Genomic DNA, 16,879 nt, shown 5'->3' on the forward strand with positions numbered 1-16,879 from the left:
TCAATGATGCTTGGACTCAATGACGCTGCCATTTTCATTATTAAAACCCTGGGCAGCCTGTACCTGCTGATCGTATTGATGCGCTTCATCCTGCAACTGGTTCGGGCGAATTTCTACAACCCGCTCTGCCAGTTCATCGTGAAAGCCACTCAACCGCTGCTCAAGCCGCTGCGCCGGGTCATCCCGAGCATGTTCGGTCTGGACATGTCGTCACTGGTATTGGCGCTGATCATTCAGATGCTGCTGATTGCGGTGATCCTGCTGCTCAAAGGCTTCATGGTCGACTGGCTGTTCCTGGTGCCGTGGGCCCTGATCGCGCTCTTCTCGCTGTTTTTGAATATTATTTTCTGGGCGATGATCATCAGCGTGATTCTGTCCTGGGTCGCCCCGGGGAGCCACAACCCGGGTGCAGAGCTGGTCGCGCAGATTACTGAACCGGTACTCGCCCCGTTCCGTCGGATCATTCCAAACCTGGGTGGCCTCGATATCTCGCCGATCTTCGCGTTTATCGTGATCCAGTTGCTGCAAAGCTGGCTGATCCCTCGCCTTGCGAACTTCGCCCTCATGCCGATGGGGCTGCTCGGCCTGATCTGATGAGCTACTTTCGCTGGGACGGTGACGATCTGATTCTGGAATGTCACCTGCAACCGGCAGCCCGCAGCGATGATTTCTGCGGGCTGCACGGGGATCGGCTGAAGATTCGCCTGACCGCACCGCCGGTCGAAGGCAAAGCCAATGCGTATCTGATGGCGTTTCTGGCCAAGGCGTTTGGGGTGTCCAAGAGTCAGGTCAGTCTGGTCAACGGGGAGCTGAACCGGCAGAAGCGGGTGCGGATCTGTTCGCCGAAGAAGCTGCCGGATTTGCCTGACTTGACCCTACCCTGATCGTTCCCACGCTCCGCGTGGGAATGCAGCCCGGGACGCTCCGCGTCCCTGCCGAAGCGGACGCAGAGCGTCCATTGAGGCATTCCCACGCAGAGCGTAGGAACGATCATGGGTAGTCGCTTGCTGCTAGGGGCAGCGGTCTTTAGACTTACGCCTCATTTCAACGAGAGCAGGGTCGATGCCAACTGCCTTTCCCGCCGATTCTGTTGGCCTGGTGACGCCGCAAGTGGCGCACTTCAGTGAACCCCTGGCCCTGGCCTGCGGCCGTTCGCTCCCAGCTTATGACCTCATTTACGAAACCTACGGCACGCTGAACGCCACGGCGAGCAACGCCGTGCTGATCTGCCACGCCCTGTCCGGTCACCATCACGCTGCCGGCTTCCACAGCCCCGACGACCGCAAACCCGGTTGGTGGGACAGCTGCATCGGCCCCGGCAAGCCGATCGATACCGACAAATTCTTCGTGGTCAGCCTGAACAACCTCGGCGGCTGCAACGGCTCCACCGGCCCGAGCAGCGTCAACCCGGAGACCGGCAAGCCGTTCGGTGCCGACTTCCCGGTGCTGACCGTGGAAGACTGGGTGCACAGTCAAGCGCGCCTGGCCGACCGGATCGGCATCAGCCAATGGGCCGCCGTGATCGGCGGCAGCCTCGGCGGTATGCAGGCAATGCAGTGGAGCATCACCTACCCCGAGCGCATTCGCCATTGCCTGGCCATCGCCTCGGCCCCCAAGTTGTCGGCGCAGAACATCGCCTTCAACGAAGTGGCGCGCCAGGCGATCCTCACCGACCCCGAATTCCACGGTGGTTCGTTCCAGGAAGCCGGAGTGATCCCCAAACGCGGCTTGATGCTCGCGCGGATGGTCGGGCACATCACCTACCTGTCGGATGACTCGATGGGCGAAAAATTCGGCCGGGGCCTGAAGAGCGAAAAGCTCAACTACGACTTCCACAGCGTCGAGTTCCAGGTCGAAAGCTACCTGCGTTATCAGGGCGAAGAGTTCTCCGGGCGTTTTGACGCCAACACCTACCTGCTGATGACCAAGGCGCTGGACTACTTCGACCCGGCGGCCAACTTCGACGATGACCTGGCGAAAACCTTCGCCCATGCCCAGGCCAAGTTCTGCGTGATGTCCTTCACCACCGACTGGCGCTTCTCCCCTGCCCGCTCGCGAGAACTGGTGGACGCGCTGATGGCGGCCAAGAAAGACGTCTGCTACCTCGAGATCGACGCTCCGCAAGGCCACGATGCCTTCCTGATTCCGATCCCGCGTTACTTGCAGGCCTTCAGCAATTACATGAACCGCATTACGTTGTGAGAAAGCCATGAGAGCTGATCTGGAAATCATCCAGGAATGGATCCCCGCCGGCAGCCGCGTGCTCGACCTCGGTTGCGGCGACGGTGAACTGCTGACCTGGCTGCGCGATAACAAGCAAGTGACCGGCTATGGCCTGGAAAACGACCCGGACAACATCGCCGAATGCGTGGCCAAGGGCATCAACGTCATCGAGCAGGATCTGGACAAGGGCCTGGGCAACTTCGCCAGCAACAGCTTCGACATCGTGGTCATGACCCAGGCGCTGCAAGCGGTGCATTACCCGGACAAGATCCTCGACGAAATGCTGCGGGTCGGCCGCCAGTGCATCATCACCTTCCCCAACTTCGGTCACTGGCGCTGCCGCTGGTACCTGGCGAGCAAGGGCCGGATGCCGGTGTCCGATTTTCTGCCGTACACCTGGTACAACACGCCGAACATCCACTTTTGCACCTTCGAAGACTTTGAAGCGTTGTGTCGCGAACGTGAAGCGAAGGTCATTGATCGGCTTGCCGTGGATCAACAGCACCGCCACGGGTGGGCCAGTAAGCTATGGCCTAATCTATTAGGTGAAATCGGTATTTACCGCGTCAGCAGCCCAGGGCTGCAGGATCACAAGATTGCGGTCTGACCACGACATTCCAAGGAGAACGATCATGGGTCGTCTAGCGCTGTTTGTACTTACTGCCTGCCTGAGCGTCACCGCCATGGCCGCCGACGTCATCAAGGGCGAGCGCAAGGAAACCTTTGGCGACGTGACGGTGCATTACAACACCTTCAACTCCACCTTCCTGACGCCGGACATCGCCAAAGCAGCCGGACTGACGCGCAGCAAGAACCAGGGTGTGATAAACGTCTCCGTGCTCAAGGATGGCAAGCCTCTGACCGCTGAAGTCAACGGTACGGTCAAAGACCTCACCAGCCAAAGCGTCTCATTGAAATTCAAACAGGTCACCGAACAGGGCGCTGTCTACTACATCGCGCAATACCCGGTCGATCAGCAGGAAACCCGTACCTTCCAGATCAACGTGAAGAACGGCGATAAAACCAACACCATCAATTTCAACCAAGAGCTTTTCCCCGGCGAATGATCAATTTCACGCAACTCGTACTGGCCAGCCACAACGCCGGCAAACTCAAGGAACTCCAGGCCATGCTCGGCGAGTCGGTGCAACTGCGCTCGATCGGCGAGTTCAGCAACGTCGAGCCTGAAGAAACCGGCCTGTCGTTCGTCGAGAACGCCATCCTCAAGGCCCGCAACGCCGCACGCATCTCCGGCCTGCCGGCGCTGGCCGACGATTCCGGGCTGGCGGTGGATTTCCTTGGCGGTGCGCCGGGTATCTATTCGGCTCGTTACGCTGACGGCCAGGGCGATGCGGCGAACAACGCCAAACTGCTCGATGCCATGAAAGACGTGCCGGAAGCCGAGCGCGGCGCGCAGTTCGTCTGCGTGCTGGCGCTGGTGCGTCATGCTGACGATCCACTGCCGATCCTCTGCGAAGGCCTGTGGCACGGGCGCATCTTGCCGGCGGCCAGCGGCGAACATGGTTTTGGCTACGATCCGCTGTTCTGGGTGCCGTCGCGCGATTGCTCCAGTGCCGAGCTGAGCCCCAGCGAAAAGAACCTCATCAGCCACCGCGCCCGTGCAATGGATCTGCTGCGCCAGCGTCTAGGCCTGTTATGACCCTTGAATCATCCGCGTCATCGCTGATCTTCGGCGGTGCCGCGCCCTCGCCTCGGTCTGCGCTCCCAGTACTGCCGCCCTTGGCGTTGTACATCCACATCCCGTGGTGCGTGCGCAAATGCCCTTATTGCGACTTCAACTCCCACACCGCCAGCCCGGTGCTGCCGGAGCAGGAATACGTCGACGCATTACTGGCGGACCTCGATCAGGACCTGCACGCCGTCTATGGCCGTGAGCTGAGCTCGATTTTCTTCGGTGGCGGCACGCCGAGCCTGTTCAGCGCCGAAGCCTTGGGCCGTTTGCTCAAAGGCGTCGAGCAGCGCATTCCGTTTGCCAGCGACATTGAAATCACCCTGGAAGCCAATCCGGGAACGTTCGAGCAAGAGAAATTCGTCGCCTACCGCGCGCTGGGGATCAATCGCCTGTCGATCGGCATTCAGAGTTTCCAGGAAGAGAAACTCAAGGCGTTGGGGCGGATTCACAACGGCGACGAAGCGGTGCGAGCCGCCGGCATGGCGCGACAGGCCGGGTTCGATAACTTCAACCTGGACTTGATGCACGGCTTGCCCGACCAGTCGCTGGACGACGCGTTGAGCGACCTGCGCCAGGCCATCGCACTGAAGCCGACGCATCTGTCTTGGTATCAACTGACGCTGGAGCCGAACACGGTGTTCTGGAACCAGCCGCCGACGCTGCCGGAAGACGACACGCTGTGGGACATTCAGGAAGCCGGCCAGGCGCTGCTCGCCGAACACGGTTACGCGCAATACGAAGTCTCGGCCTATGCCCAGCCCGGCCGTCCGGCGCGGCATAACCTCAATTACTGGAGCTTCGGCGACTTCATCGGCATCGGTGCCGGTGCCCACGGCAAGCTCAGCCATCCAGACGGGCGCATCGTGCGCACCTGGAAGACTCGCCTGCCGAAGGATTACCTGAACCCGGCGAAAAGCTTCAAGGCCGGCGAGAAAGCGCTGACCAACGATGAGCTGCCGTTCGAATTCCTGATGAATGCCTTGCGCCTGACCGAGGGCGTCGAATCGCGGCTGTACCCGGAACGCACCGGACTGAGCCTGGAAAGCCTCGCCGAAGGCCGTCGCGAAGCCGAACAAAGCGGCCTGTTGCAGGTCGAACCGTCACGTCTGGCGGCGACTGATCGCGGACAGCTGTTTCTCAATGATTTGCTGCAAACATTTCTGAGCTGATTTCAGCCTTAGGGGAATACGAATGGATTTGATACTCGACCTGCTCGCCACCGTCTCCCGCTGGAGCCGCAGCAACCTGTCGGAAATCTCTCTGGCGCTGGTGGGCTGCCTGCTGGTGCTGTTTGGCGCCGATATCAAAGGCTGGGTCGATCAACGCCTGGGCAGCATCGCCGGCGCCCTGCGCGTGCCGCTGATGGCCCTGCTGTGCATGGTCGGCAGCGGCGTCGCGCTGATCTACGCCACGCCGTGGATCATCAAAGGCCTGAGCCAGTTCAACAACTACAGCCTGGCGCCGGTGTTGTTGGTGGTGCTGGTGCTGATCGGCGTCGTAGCTGACCGCCGCTGAGCTCGAACACACCACAAAAACTGTGGAGCGGGCTTGCCCGCGATGAGGCCATAACATTCAACATCTATATTGACTGTCAGACCGTTATCGCGGGCAAGCCCGCTCCCACAGGTTTTTGTATTACCGTTTAGGACTGTTTTTCGAACTTCAGGTCCCACACGCCATGCCCAAGACGTTCGCCGCGGCGTTCGAACTTGGTGATCGGGCGCTTGGTCGGGCGCGGGACGCATTTGCCGTCTTCGGCCAGGTTGCGATAACCCGGTGCGACGTTCATGACTTCCAGCATGTACTCGGCATACGGTTCCCAGTCGGTGGCCATGTGCAGGATGCCGCCGACCTTCAACTTGCTGCGCACCAGCTCAGCGAACGACGCCTGGACGATACGGCGCTTGTGGTGACGGCTCTTGTGCCATGGGTCCGGGAAAAACAGCATCAGGCGATCGAGGCTATTGTCGGCCACACAACGGTTGAGCACTTCGATCGCGTCGCAATCGTAGACCCGCAGGTTGGTCAGGCCCTGTGTCAGCACACCATTGAGCAGCGCGCCGACACCCGGACGGTGCACTTCCACGCCAATGAAATCCTGCTCCGGCGAGGCTGCGGCCATCTCCAGCAGCGAATGGCCCATGCCAAAACCGATTTCCAGCGAACGCGGTGCGGAACGGCCGAACACCTGGTCGAAGTCCACCGGCTCGTCGGCCAATGGCAGCACGAACAGCGGCGTGCCCTGGTCCAGACCACGTTGTTGGCCTTCAGTCATGCGCCCGGCGCGCATCACGAAACTCTTGATGCGGCGGTGTTGGCGCTCGTCGCCTTCTTCCGTCTGGATTGGCGTGTCGTTTGATTCAGTCATCAATGGCTCTTACTTGATCAGACCATCCAGCGGCGAGGAGGCGCTGGCATAGAGTTTTTTCGGCATGCGGCCGGCGAGGTAGGCCAGGCGGCCCGCGACGATCGCGTGTTTCATGGCTTCAGCCATCATGATCGGCTGCTGGGCGTGGGCGATGGCCGAGTTCATCAGCACTGCTTCGCAACCCAGCTCCATGGCGATGGTGGCGTCGGAAGCGGTACCGACACCGGCGTCGACCAGCACGGGAATCTTGGCTTCTTCGAGGATGATCTGCAGGTTGTACGGGTTGCAGATCCCCAGGCCCGTGCCGATCAGACCGGCCAGCGGCATCACCGCGATAACGCCGATTTCCGCCAGTTGACGGGCAATGATCGGGTCATCGCTGGTGTAGACCATCACGTCGAAGCCTTCCTTGACCAGCACTTCGGCGGCCTTGAGGGTTTCGATCACATTGGGAAACAGAGTTTTCTGGTCCGCCAACACTTCCAGCTTCACCAGGTTGTGGCCACCGAGCAGCTCACGGGCCAGGCGGCAGGTGCGCACAGCCTCGGTCGCGTCGAAGCAACCGGCGGTGTTCGGCAGGAAGGTGTAGCGATCCGGCGACAGGACTTCGAGCAGGTTCGGTTCGCCCGGGTTCTGGCCGAGGTTGGTACGGCGCACGGCGAAGGTGACGATCTCGGCACCCGAGGCTTCGATGGCCAGGCGGGTTTCTTCCATGTCGCGGTACTTGCCGGTGCCTACCAGCAAACGCGACTGGTAAGTACGACCGGCCAGGACGAAGGGCTTGTCGCTACGAACGATGCTCATGGGAAATCCTCTGTAGGGGTGAGGTTCTTGCAGAATTCTGTGCCCTTAAGGGCCGGGCGACTAGCCGCCGCCGATGGCGTGTACCACTTCGACGGAATCGCCGTCGTTCAGCGTGGTTTCCGCATGCTGGCTGCGCGGGACGATATCCAGATTGAGTTCGACCGCCACCCGGCGTCCGGTCAGTTCCAGACGGGTCAGCAGGGCCGCAACGGTTTCACCGTCGGGCAGTTCAAGGGATTCGCCGTTCAACTGAATGCGCATGCCGAATGCCGCCATCATTTTTAGGGGCTGGCATTCTAGCCCGATCAGTCTTGGCGACCCAAGCCATTCGTCATGAAACACGATCCCCGTAGGAGCGAGGCTTGCCCGCGAACGCGTAGTGTCAGTCGAAGGAGATGTTGGCTGACTTGACGACTTCGCGGGCAAGCCTCGCTCCTACAGCCGCCAGGCGGCAAGCCCCAGGCAGAACCAGCCGACCAGGAATGCCAGGCCACCGAAGGGCGTAACGATCCCGAGCTTGCTGATACCCGTTATCGTCAGCAGGTACAGGCTGCCGGAAAACAACAGAATGCCCATAGCAAAGGATGCGCCGGCCCAAGTAATCAGTCGACCGGGAATTTGCGTGGCGAGCAGCGCTACGCCCAGCAACGCCAGGGTGTGCACCAGTTGATAGGTGACGCCCGTATGGAAAACCGCCAGGTACTCGGCGCTCAGGCGGCTTTTCAGGCCATGGGCGGCGAATGCGCCCAAGGCAACACCGGTGAAGCCGAAAAAAGCAACCAGCATCAGGAAGCCACGCAACATGAGAACTCCAGTCAGACTCGATCAACAGGGTCTGTATAATGGCCGGCTCAACGGGTTCGGCCAAGCCATCTCTATGCTGCAGTTAATTTTCCGTCGTTTCACGAAGACCCTGCTCTGGTTCGCGGGCGGCAGCGTATTGCTGGTGTTGCTGTTTCGGGTGGTGCCGCCACCGGGAACGGCGCTAATGGTGGAGCGCAAGATCGAATCCTGGTTCGATGGCGAGCCCATCGACCTGCAACGCACCTGGAAACCTTGGGATGAAATCTCCGACGACCTGAAAGTCGCAGTGATTGCCGGTGAGGATCAGAAGTTTCCCGAGCATTGGGGCTTTGATATCGGCGCGATTCAGGCGGCATTTGCTCATAACGAGCGCGGTGGTTCGATTCGCGGTGCCAGCACCCTGAGCCAGCAAGTCTCGAAGAATCTGTTTTTGTGGTCCGGCCGCAGTTGGCTGCGTAAAGGCCTGGAGGCTTGGTTCACTGGGCTGATCGAGGTGCTGTGGCCCAAGCAGCGAATTCTTGAGGTGTACCTGAACAGCGTCGAGTGGGATGACGGGGTGTTTGGCGCGGAAGCGGCGGCCCGGCATCACTTTGGCGTCGGTGCTCGCTCGCTGTCTCGCCAGCAGGCCAGTTTGCTGGCTGCGGTGCTGCCTAACCCGCGGGTTTGGAGTGCGAGTCATCCGACTAACTATGTCGCACGTCGGGCCGGATGGATTCGGCAGCAGATGAGTCAGTTGGGGGGTGACAGCTACCTAGTAGGGCTCAACGATTCACGCCGGGCGCCTTGGGCGCAGTAGCCGATCACGATCTCTTGGGCAATACAAAACCCTGTGGGAGCGGGCTTGCCCGCGAAGGCGTAGTGTCAGTCGACATCGATGTTGAATGATTAGCCGTCATCGCGGGCAAGCCCGCTCCCACAGGGGCCAAGGTGAATTGAAAATTGGGCACCAACAAAAACGCCCCGATCAATGATCGGGGCGTTTTTTATTGTCCGGTTCGCAGGTCAGGCGGCGATCGACAACTTGAGCTTGTTCATCGCGCTTTTTTCAAGCTGACGAATACGCTCGGCCGACACGTTGTACTTCTGCGCCAGGTCATGCAGCGTAGCTTTTTCTTCCGCCAGCCAGCGCTGGTAGAGGATGTCACGGCTGCGGTCGTCCAGCACTTCCAGCGCTTCGTGCAGGTTGTGGTTCGAGTTGTCGCTCCAGTCGGCATCTTCCAGCTGACGGGCCGGGTCGTACCGGTGGTCTTCCAGGTAGTTGGCCGGCGACTGGAAAGCGCTGTCGTCGTCCGCTTCTGCGGCCGGGTCGAAGGCCATGTCATGGCCGGTCAGGCGACTTTCCATCTCGCGCACTTCCCGCGGCTCAACGCCGAGGCTTTCCGCCACACGGTGGACTTCCTCGTTGTTCAGCCACGCCAGGCGTTTCTTCTGGCTGCGCAGGTTGAAGAACAGCTTGCGCTGGGCCTTGGTGGTCGCGACTTTCACAATGCGCCAGTTGCGCAGGATGAACTCGTGAATTTCCGCCTTGATCCAGTGCACCGCGAACGAAACCAGACGCACACCCATTTCCGGGTTGAAGCGCTTCACCGCCTTCATCAGGCCGACGTTGCCTTCCTGGATCAGGTCAGCCTGAGCCAGGCCGTAGCCGGAATAGCTACGGGCGATATGCACAACAAAACGCAGGTGGGCGAGCACCATCTGCCGAGCCGCCCCCAAATCCTGCTCATAATAGAGACTCTCGGCCAGTTCACGCTCCTGCTCCGGAGTCAGCAATGGAATGCTGTTCACGGTGTGCACATAGGCCTCCAGGTTCGCACCCGGGACCAGAGCATATGCAGGTTGCAAAGAATTGGTCATACGAAAAAACCTCCGACTTACATAACTCGTGCAGTTCAGCACTGCGAAAATTGACCGGAAACCGAAAGACAAGTTCCCATAAACGCTGAAAGGTCAATACGAGCAAAATGATACTACTTAGGCGCAAGCTCCCTCAGGTGGCGTGCGACTGCAATCCATGCACCGATATACCCCAACAGCACCGCGCCAAGCAAGAGAGACAGACCATCGGCCACTGGCACTCCGGCCAATGCGAAATCACTGCCGTACAAACCGGCCAGCCCGACTACCGCGGCGTTCAGCCAATCAAGGCCGAACGCCAATACGCCCCAGGAAAGTATCCCCGCACCGAAGCCATACAACGCGCCCATATACAGAAAGGGCCTGCGCACATAGCTGTCCGTGCCGCCGACGAGTTTAATCACTTCTATCTCTGTGCGGCGGTTTTCAATATGAAGACGAATGGTATTGCCTATCACCAAAAGTAATGCAGAAACCAGAAGCACGGTCAGACCGAAGACAAAACGGTCACCCAGCTTGAGGATCGCTGCCAGACGCTCGACCCAGACTAGATCAAGTTGTGCCTGTTGTACCTTCGGCAACTCGGAAAGTTTTTGTCGTAATGCTTCAAGCGCGGGCTTGTCGACCTCGTTCGGCGTCACCAACACCACGCCAGGCAGCGGGTTTTCCGGTAGTTCCTTGAGCGCCTCGCCCAGACCGGACTGTTGCTGGAACTCTTCCAGCGCCTGATCACGACCCACGTATTCCGCTTCGGCAACACCGGGCATGCCTTTGATCTGCTCGCGCAACGACTCGCCTTCAGCCGGGCTGGCCTCGATTTGCAGGTACAGGGAAATCTGCGCCGCACGCTGCCAGGAACCGCCCAGACGTTCGACGTTACTTAGCAAAAGTGACAGGCCCATCGGCAAACTCAGGGCAACGGCCATCACCATGCAGGTGAAAAAGCTGCCGATTGGGTGTTTGCCCAACCGACGCAGGCTGTCCAGCAAACTGGCGCGGTGGCTTTCGATCCAGGCGCGAAACAGTGTGGCGAAGTCCGGGCCGTCGTCATCGTCGCGCTTTTTCTTCTGCGGTTGCGGATCGGCAGCTTTCGGCGCCACGCGCTCGGAAACCTTGGGGCTACGTGTCGCACTCATTCCGCTGCCTCCCCGTCGCCAATCAATCGGCCGCGTTGCAGGGTCAACATGCGATGACGCATACGGGCAATCAGCGCCAGGTCGTGACTGGCGATCAGCACGCTGGTGCCCAAACGGTTGATGTCTTCGAACACGCCCATGATCTCGGCCGCCAGACGCGGGTCGAGGTTACCGGTCGGTTCGTCCGCCAGCAGCAAGGCCGGACGGTGGACGATGGCGCGGGCGATGCCGACGCGCTGTTGCTGCCCGGTGGACAGGTCGCCGGGGTACAAATCGGTTTTATCCGACAACGCCACGCGCTCAAGCGCCGAATCCACGCGCTTGACGATCTCGGCCTTCGACAGACCCAGAATCTGCAAGGGCAGCGCGACGTTGTTGAACACCGTGCGATCAAACAACAACTGGTGATTCTGGAACACCACACCAATCTGCCGGCGCAGATAAGGAATCTGCGCATTGCTGATGGTGGCGAGGTCCTGGCCGGCCAGCAGCAATTTGCCGGTGGTCGGACGTTCCATCGCCAGCAGCAGCCGCAACAAGGTGCTTTTACCGGCGCCGGAATGACCGGTTACAAACAAAAATTCGCCCCGACGAACTCGAAAACTCAGCTCATGCAAGCCGACGTGACCGTTCGGGTAGCGCTTACCGACCTGTTCGAAACGAATCATGAACGCTCCCGCTCGGCAAACAGTGCCTGGACAAAGGGTTCTGCTTCAAAAGTACGCAAATCATCAATGCCTTCACCGACGCCGATGTAGCGAATCGGCAAACCAAACTGCTTGGCCAGGGCGAAAATCACCCCGCCTTTGGCGGTGCCGTCGAGCTTGGTCAGCGCCAGGCCGGTCAGTTCGACGGTCTGGTTGAATTGCTTGGCCTGGCTGATGGCGTTCTGGCCAGTACCGGCGTCGAGCACCAAGAGCACTTCGTGCGGCGCGTCGGCGTCGAGTTTGCTGATGACCCGACGAACCTTCTTCAACTCTTCCATCAGATTGTCTTTGGTGTGCAGGCGACCGGCAGTGTCGGCGATCAGCACATCAATGCCACGGGCCTTGGCGGCCTGCACGGCGTCGAAGATAACCGAAGCGGAGTCGGCGCCGGTGTGCTGGGCGATGACCGGGATCTTGTTGCGCTCGCCCCAGACCTGCAATTGCTCGACCGCGGCGGCGCGGAAGGTGTCACCAGCCGCGAGCATGACTTTCTTGCCTTCGAGTTGCAGTTTCTTCGCCAGTTTGCCAATGGTGGTGGTCTTGCCGGCGCCGTTGACGCCCACGACCAGAATCACGAAAGGCTTGTTCTGCGAGGTAATTTTCAGCGGCTGCTCGACAGGCTTGAGCATCGCGGCGAGTTCAGCCTGCAGGGATTTGTACAGCGCGTCGGCATCGGCCAACTCTTTGCGCGCGACCTTTTGGGTCAGGCGCTGGATGATCACCGAGGTCGCCTCGACCCCAACGTCAGCGGTCAGCAGACGGGTTTCGATGTCTTCGAGCAGCTCGTCATCGATGATTTTCTTGCCGAGGAACAGGCTGGCCATGCCTTCGCCAATACTGGCGCTGGTCTTGGACAGGCCTTGCTTGAGGCGGGCGAAGAAACCGGCTTTGGTTTCTTCGGTACGCGGCGGCTCGGCCGGGACTTCGGCGGGAACGACGGGAACGACGGGAACGACGGGCGCGGCGACAACCGGGGCAACTACGGGAGCAGGCGCAGGCGCTTCAACCACAGGAGCGACGAACGCAGGAATCACAGGCTCCGGAGCAACCGGCTCAGGCTCAGGCTCGGCCACGATGATCGGCGCGACGACCGGTTCAACCACTGGCGCTTGAACAGGCTCGGGAACAAAGGCAGTCGGGGCAGGAATCGGCGGCGTCACATGCGGCGCCAGCTCATCTTCAACCAAGGCCACCGGCTCTTCCGCCACCGGCAACGTCAGCCACGGCTCGGCGGCGGGTGCCAGCGGCTGTTCGGCAATCACTTCGGGTTCAGCCTCAACCACCGGTTGCAGCACCGGCTCGGCAAACGGCAATACAACCGGTGCCGGCTCTTCTTCTATTACCGGCGCGGGTGTTGGCTCAGGAAGTGGTTGTGGCTGTTCGACGACGGGTTCCTGCGGCTTTTTGCGCAGCCATCCGAACAGGCTTTTCTTCTCGCCAGCCGCAGCTGGGGTCTTCTTGTCGTCGTTGGAACCAAACATGGAGGACGGCTATCTCACGGTAGCGACGCGCCAAAGGGCGCCCCGGCAAATAAATATTCGATGCAGAACAGACTGCGATTGACCCAGCTTGTTCACGCGCAACATTTTGTCGAGGTGCCAACAGCACCTCAAAGGTTGACTAATACGAAGGACTGGAACGGCATCGTCGGCGAAAACGCAGAGTTTAGCTGACAAACCCAAAGCTTCCGCAGGTAACCCATGCAACCTTCCGGCCGATCAAAGGCCTGATAGGCGTGGCCGCCAGTAAAACGGACCAGTATCCTAGCACCCTCTCGCCCGCCGACGCTAAGACCAAGCGGGCAGCCCCAAAGGTTTAAAAACGAATGAATGCTTTAGCCCGCCGCGCTGCAGGCCTGCTGCTCAGCACAGTTTGTCTGCCCCTCTCTGCCCTGGCTGCCGATCCACAACCCACCCACGAATTCACTCTGGATAACGGCCTGAAGGTCGTTGTGCGCGAAGATCACCGGGCACCGGTGGTGGTTTCCCAAGTCTGGTACAAGGTCGGCTCGAGTTACGAGACGCCAGGTCAGACCGGTTTGTCCCACGCCCTGGAACACATGATGTTCAAGGGCAGCGAGAAAGTCGGCCCCGGCGAAGCGTCGCTGATCCTGCGCGACCTCGGCGCCGAAGAAAACGCCTTCACCAGCGATGACTTCACGGCGTATTACCAGGTGCTGGCCCGCGACCGCCTCGGTGTGGCCTTCGAACTGGAAGCCGACCGCATGGCCAGCCTGCGCCTGCCGGCCGACGAGTTCGCCCGCGAGATCGAAGTCATTAAGGAAGAACGTCGCCTGCGCACCGACGACAAGCCGATGTCCAAGGCCTACGAACGCTTCAAGGCCATGGCCTACCCGGCCAGCGGTTACCACACGCCGACCATCGGCTGGATGGCTGACCTGGACCGCATGAAAGTCGAAGAGCTGCGCCACTGGTACCAATCCTGGTACGTGCCGAACAACGCCACGCTGGTGGTGGTCGGCGACGTGACTCCGGACGAGGTCAAAACCCTGGCCCAACGCTATTTCGGCCCGATCGCCAAACGCGATGTGCCGCCGGCGAAAATCCCGCTGGAACTGGCTGAGCCTGGCGAACGCCAGATCACCCTGCACGTGCAAACCCAATTGCCGAGCCTGATGCTGGGCTTCAACGTGCCGAGCATCGCCACCGCCGAAGACAAACGCTCGGTGAACGCCTTGCGCCTGATCTCGGCCCTGCTTGACGGCGGTTACAGCGGACGCATCCCGACGCAGCTGGAACGCGGCGAAGAGCTGGTGTCCGGTGGTTCGTCGAGTTACGACGCCTACACCCGCGGCGACAGCCTGTTCACCTTGTCGGCCACGCCGAACATCCAGAAAAAGAAAACCATGGCCCAGACTGAAGCGGGCCTGTGGAAGCTGCTCGAACAGCTGAAAACCACCGCGCCGTCCGCCGAAGAGCTGGAGCGCGTCCGCGCCCAGGTCATCGCCGGCCTGGTCTACGAGCGTGACTCGATCACCAGCCAGGCCACCTCCATCGGCCAACTGGAAACCGTCGGTCTGTCGTGGAAGCTCATGGACACCGAACTCGCCGACCTCGAAAGCGTGACACCGGAAGACATCCAGAAAGCCGCCAAGCTGTATTTCACCCGCGAACGTCTCAGCGTCGCCCATGTACTGCCACTGGAGACGACTCATGAGTGAGCGTAAAAAGCCCCGTCTGGCCCTGATCGGCCTGATCGCAGCCGTACTGATCGGCTCTGCTGCGTTTTATCTGTCGAAAAGCGATGACACCAAGGCCAGCGAAGCCCTCGACAAGGCCAAGTCCAGCCAGAAGCTGCAATCGCTGACCGAACTCGACGGCAAGGCGCCGAGCCACCGTTCGCTCGACGTACAGACCTGGAACACCGCCGAAGGCGCCAAGGTAATGTTCGTCGAAGCCCGTGAGCTGCCGATGTTCGACCTGCGCCTTATCTTCGCCGCCGGCAGCAGCCAGGACGGCAACGCGCCCGGTCTCTCGATGCTGACCAACGCGATGCTCAACGAAGGTGTGGCCGGAAAAGATGTCGGCGCCATCGCTCAAGGCTTCGAAGGCCTGGGCGCAGACTTTGGCAACGGCGCGTTCAAGGACATGGCACTGGCTTCCCTGCGCAGCCTTAGCGCCGCGGACAAGCGCGAGCCTGCGCTGAAGCTGTTCTCTGAAGTCGTCGGCAAACCGACCTTCCCTGCCGACTCCTTTGCGCGCATCAAGAACCAGATGCTCGCCGGTTTCGAATACCAGAAGCAGAACCCAGGCAAACTGGCGAGCCTGGAGCTGATGAACCGCTTGTACGGCGATCATCCGTACGCACACTCCAGTGATGGCACGGCGAAAACCGTTCCGGCGATTACCGTGGCGCAACTCAAGGCGTTCCACGAGAAAGCCTACGCGGCCGGCAACGTGGTGATTGCGCTGGTGGGTGATTTGTCCCGCGCCGAGGCCGAAGCGATTGCCGCGCAAGTCTCCAGCACGCTGCCAAAAGGCCCGGCCGTGCCGAAGATCCCGCAACCGGTTGAGCCGAAAGCGAGCATCGGGCACATCGAGTTCCCGTCCAAGCAAACCAACCTGATGCTCTCGCAACTGGGCATCGACCGTGACGATCCAGACTACGCTGCACTGTCCCTGGGCAACCAGATCCTCGGCGGCGGTGGTTTCGGCACCCGTTTGATGAGTGAGGTGCGCGAGAAGCGTGGCCTGGCCTACGGCGTCTATTCGGGCTTCACCCCGATGCAGGCACGCGGCCCGTTCATGATCAACCTGCAAACCCGCGCCGAGATGAGTGAAGGCACGCTGAAACTGGTGCAGGACGTGCTCGCCGACTACCTTAAAACCGGCCCGACCCAGAAAGAACTCGACGACGCCAAGCGTGAACTGGCCGGTAGCTTCCCGCTGTCCACGGCCAGCAACGCCGATATCGTCGGCCAGCTCGGCGCCATGGGTTTCTACAACTTGCCGCTGAGTTACCTGAATGACTTCATGCGTGAGTCGCAGAGCCTGACCGTCGAGCAGGTCAAAGCCGCACTGAACAAACACTTGAGCACGGACAAAATGGTCATCGTCAGCGCTGGCCCGACCGTGCCGCAAAAGCCGTTACCGGCCCCAACTGATAAACCTGCCGAGCAGCCGCTCGGGGTTCCGGAGCATTAATGGCCACTCGTCCTAAAAAACCCGTTCACAACGTACACAATGGCGTGAACCAGTTGCGCATCATCGGCGGCGAATGGGGCAGCCGGAAGCTCAGCTTCCCGGACGCCCCGGGCCTGCGCCCGACCCCGGACCGAGTGCGTGAAACCCTGTTCAACTGGCTCGCGCCCTACGTGGCCGGGGCCAAAGTGTTTGATCCGTTCGCTGGCAGCGGCGCGTTGTTCCTCGAGGCCTTGTCCCGTGGCGCGGCGATGGGTCAGGCGCTGGACGCCAGCAACATCGCGGTCGCCAGCATCAAGGAACATCTGGGCACGCTGCGCTGCACCACCGGTCAGATCCAGACCGCCGATGCCCTGCGCTACCTGGAAACCCAGACCGCGACCGCCTACGACCTGGTGTTCCTCGACCCGCCGTTCAACCAGGACCTGTTGCCGACCGTCTGCACGCTGCTTGAAGAGCGCCAGTGGCTGGCCAATGAGGCGTGGATCTACACTGAAAGCGAAAACGCGCCGTCGAGCCTCGGCTTGCCAGGCAACTGGCGCCTGCACCGGGAGCAGAAATCCGGGCGGGTGTATTACGCGTTGTGGCAACGTATGGCAGAGATCGCCGGTTAACCGACCGGCCTG

General features: G+C 60.6%; 20 protein-coding genes. 12 read left to right on the forward strand and 8 right to left on the reverse strand.

The window, feature by feature from the left end; translation table 11 throughout:
• Positions 1-6 precede the first annotated feature (6 nt).
• The 8 genes from ACIQV9_RS14110 to ACIQV9_RS14145 all read left to right on the forward strand — a co-directional run bounded on the left by ACIQV9_RS14110 (position 7) and on the right by ACIQV9_RS14145 (position 5,431).
• Positions 7-594 (forward strand): YggT family protein, encoded by a 588-nt coding sequence (locus ACIQV9_RS14110; RefSeq protein WP_010466835.1) that lies wholly within the window; start codon positions 7-9, stop codon positions 592-594.
• On the forward strand, positions 594-884 hold the full coding sequence (locus ACIQV9_RS14115) for a DUF167 domain-containing protein (protein ID WP_403102254.1): 291 nt from the start codon (positions 594-596) through the stop codon (positions 882-884). The genes ACIQV9_RS14110 and ACIQV9_RS14115 overlap by 1 nt, the downstream gene beginning before the upstream one ends.
• 178 nt (positions 885-1,062) lie before the next feature.
• On the forward strand, positions 1,063-2,202 hold the full coding sequence (locus ACIQV9_RS14120; protein ID WP_403102257.1) for a homoserine O-acetyltransferase: 1,140 nt from the start codon (positions 1,063-1,065) through the stop codon (positions 2,200-2,202).
• 7 nt (positions 2,203-2,209) lie between these two features.
• On the forward strand, positions 2,210-2,830 hold the full coding sequence (gene metW / locus ACIQV9_RS14125; protein WP_403102260.1) for a methionine biosynthesis protein MetW: 621 nt from the start codon (positions 2,210-2,212) through the stop codon (positions 2,828-2,830).
• A gap of 25 nt (positions 2,831-2,855) precedes the next feature.
• The gene (locus ACIQV9_RS14130; protein ID WP_403102263.1) at positions 2,856-3,290 is read left to right on the forward strand and encodes a DUF4426 domain-containing protein; all 435 of its coding nucleotides are present in this window, start codon (positions 2,856-2,858) and stop codon (positions 3,288-3,290) included.
• Positions 3,287-3,883 (forward strand): RdgB/HAM1 family non-canonical purine NTP pyrophosphatase, encoded by a 597-nt coding sequence (gene rdgB / locus ACIQV9_RS14135; RefSeq protein WP_403102266.1) that lies wholly within the window; start codon positions 3,287-3,289, stop codon positions 3,881-3,883. The genes ACIQV9_RS14130 and rdgB overlap by 4 nt, the downstream gene beginning before the upstream one ends.
• Positions 3,880-5,085 carry a radical SAM family heme chaperone HemW gene (gene hemW / locus ACIQV9_RS14140; RefSeq protein WP_403102269.1) on the forward strand — a complete coding sequence of 402 codons (1,206 nt, stop codon included), beginning with the start codon at positions 3,880-3,882 and terminating at the stop codon, positions 5,083-5,085. The genes rdgB and hemW overlap by 4 nt, the downstream gene beginning before the upstream one ends.
• Positions 5,086-5,107: 22 nt before the next feature.
• The gene (locus ACIQV9_RS14145) at positions 5,108-5,431 is read left to right on the forward strand and encodes a DUF3392 domain-containing protein (RefSeq protein ID WP_084322429.1); all 324 of its coding nucleotides are present in this window, start codon (positions 5,108-5,110) and stop codon (positions 5,429-5,431) included.
• Between the two features lie 127 nt (positions 5,432-5,558).
• Here the strand turns inward: ACIQV9_RS14145 and trmB are convergent, their stop codons facing one another.
• The 4 genes from trmB to ACIQV9_RS14165 form a co-directional block, all read right to left on the reverse strand.
• Positions 5,559-6,284 (reverse strand): tRNA (guanosine(46)-N7)-methyltransferase TrmB, encoded by a 726-nt coding sequence (gene trmB, locus ACIQV9_RS14150; RefSeq protein WP_403102271.1) that lies wholly within the window; start codon positions 6,282-6,284, stop codon positions 5,559-5,561.
• Positions 6,285-6,293: 9 nt separating this feature from the next.
• On the reverse strand, positions 6,294-7,088 hold the full coding sequence (locus tag ACIQV9_RS14155) for a thiazole synthase (RefSeq protein ID WP_008068101.1): 795 nt from the start codon (positions 7,086-7,088) through the stop codon (positions 6,294-6,296).
• 60 nt (positions 7,089-7,148) lie between these two features.
• Complete coding sequence (gene thiS / locus ACIQV9_RS14160) at positions 7,149-7,349, reverse strand: sulfur carrier protein ThiS (protein ID WP_007897898.1); 201 nt, start codon at positions 7,347-7,349, stop codon at positions 7,149-7,151.
• A gap of 174 nt (positions 7,350-7,523) precedes the next feature.
• A complete protein-coding gene (locus ACIQV9_RS14165) occupies positions 7,524-7,892 on the reverse strand; it encodes a DUF423 domain-containing protein (protein ID WP_403102276.1) in 369 nt (122 codons plus the stop codon).
• A 73-nt stretch (positions 7,893-7,965) separates the two neighbouring features.
• Here ACIQV9_RS14165 and mtgA point away from each other — a divergent pair, with 73 nt between their 5' ends.
• On the forward strand, positions 7,966-8,688 hold the full coding sequence (mtgA, locus tag ACIQV9_RS14170) for a monofunctional biosynthetic peptidoglycan transglycosylase (protein WP_403102278.1): 723 nt from the start codon (positions 7,966-7,968) through the stop codon (positions 8,686-8,688).
• 206 nt (positions 8,689-8,894) lie between these two features.
• Here the strand turns inward: mtgA and rpoH are convergent, their stop codons facing one another.
• From rpoH to ftsY, 4 genes are all read right to left on the reverse strand, one after another.
• The gene (gene rpoH / locus ACIQV9_RS14175; RefSeq protein ID WP_007897890.1) at positions 8,895-9,749 is read right to left on the reverse strand and encodes an RNA polymerase sigma factor RpoH; all 855 of its coding nucleotides are present in this window, start codon (positions 9,747-9,749) and stop codon (positions 8,895-8,897) included.
• 113 nt (positions 9,750-9,862) lie between these two features.
• Positions 9,863-10,885: a permease-like cell division protein FtsX gene (gene ftsX, locus ACIQV9_RS14180; protein ID WP_403102282.1), complete on the reverse strand. Its 1,023-nt coding sequence runs from the start codon at positions 10,883-10,885 to the stop codon at positions 9,863-9,865.
• The gene (ftsE, locus tag ACIQV9_RS14185; RefSeq protein ID WP_123434743.1) at positions 10,882-11,553 is read right to left on the reverse strand and encodes a cell division ATP-binding protein FtsE; all 672 of its coding nucleotides are present in this window, start codon (positions 11,551-11,553) and stop codon (positions 10,882-10,884) included. Before ftsE ends, ftsX begins: the two co-directional genes overlap by 4 nt.
• Positions 11,550-13,073, reverse strand: coding sequence for a signal recognition particle-docking protein FtsY (ftsY, locus tag ACIQV9_RS14190; RefSeq protein WP_403102285.1), 1,524 nt, complete (start codon positions 13,071-13,073; stop codon positions 11,550-11,552). Before ftsY ends, ftsE begins: the two co-directional genes overlap by 4 nt.
• 344 nt (positions 13,074-13,417) lie before the next feature.
• On the opposite strand from ftsY, the gene ACIQV9_RS14195 reads away from it, so the two are divergent.
• Genes ACIQV9_RS14195 through rsmD form a run of 3 tightly spaced genes read left to right on the forward strand, consistent with a single transcriptional unit; the run spans position 13,418 to position 16,867 of the window.
• Positions 13,418-14,773 carry a M16 family metallopeptidase gene (locus ACIQV9_RS14195; protein ID WP_403102288.1) on the forward strand — a complete coding sequence of 452 codons (1,356 nt, stop codon included), beginning with the start codon at positions 13,418-13,420 and terminating at the stop codon, positions 14,771-14,773.
• A complete protein-coding gene (locus tag ACIQV9_RS14200; RefSeq protein ID WP_403102291.1) occupies positions 14,766-16,256 on the forward strand; it encodes a M16 family metallopeptidase in 1,491 nt (496 codons plus the stop codon). The genes ACIQV9_RS14195 and ACIQV9_RS14200 overlap by 8 nt, the downstream gene beginning before the upstream one ends.
• Positions 16,256-16,867 (forward strand): 16S rRNA (guanine(966)-N(2))-methyltransferase RsmD, encoded by a 612-nt coding sequence (rsmD, locus tag ACIQV9_RS14205; protein ID WP_109635619.1) that lies wholly within the window; start codon positions 16,256-16,258, stop codon positions 16,865-16,867. Before ACIQV9_RS14200 ends, rsmD begins: the two co-directional genes overlap by 1 nt.
• Positions 16,868-16,879: the final 12 nt, after the last annotated feature.

The sequence above is a fragment of the Pseudomonas sp. NPDC099000 genome (assembly GCF_044759925.1).
Lineage (GTDB): Bacteria > Pseudomonadota > Gammaproteobacteria > Pseudomonadales > Pseudomonadaceae > Aquipseudomonas.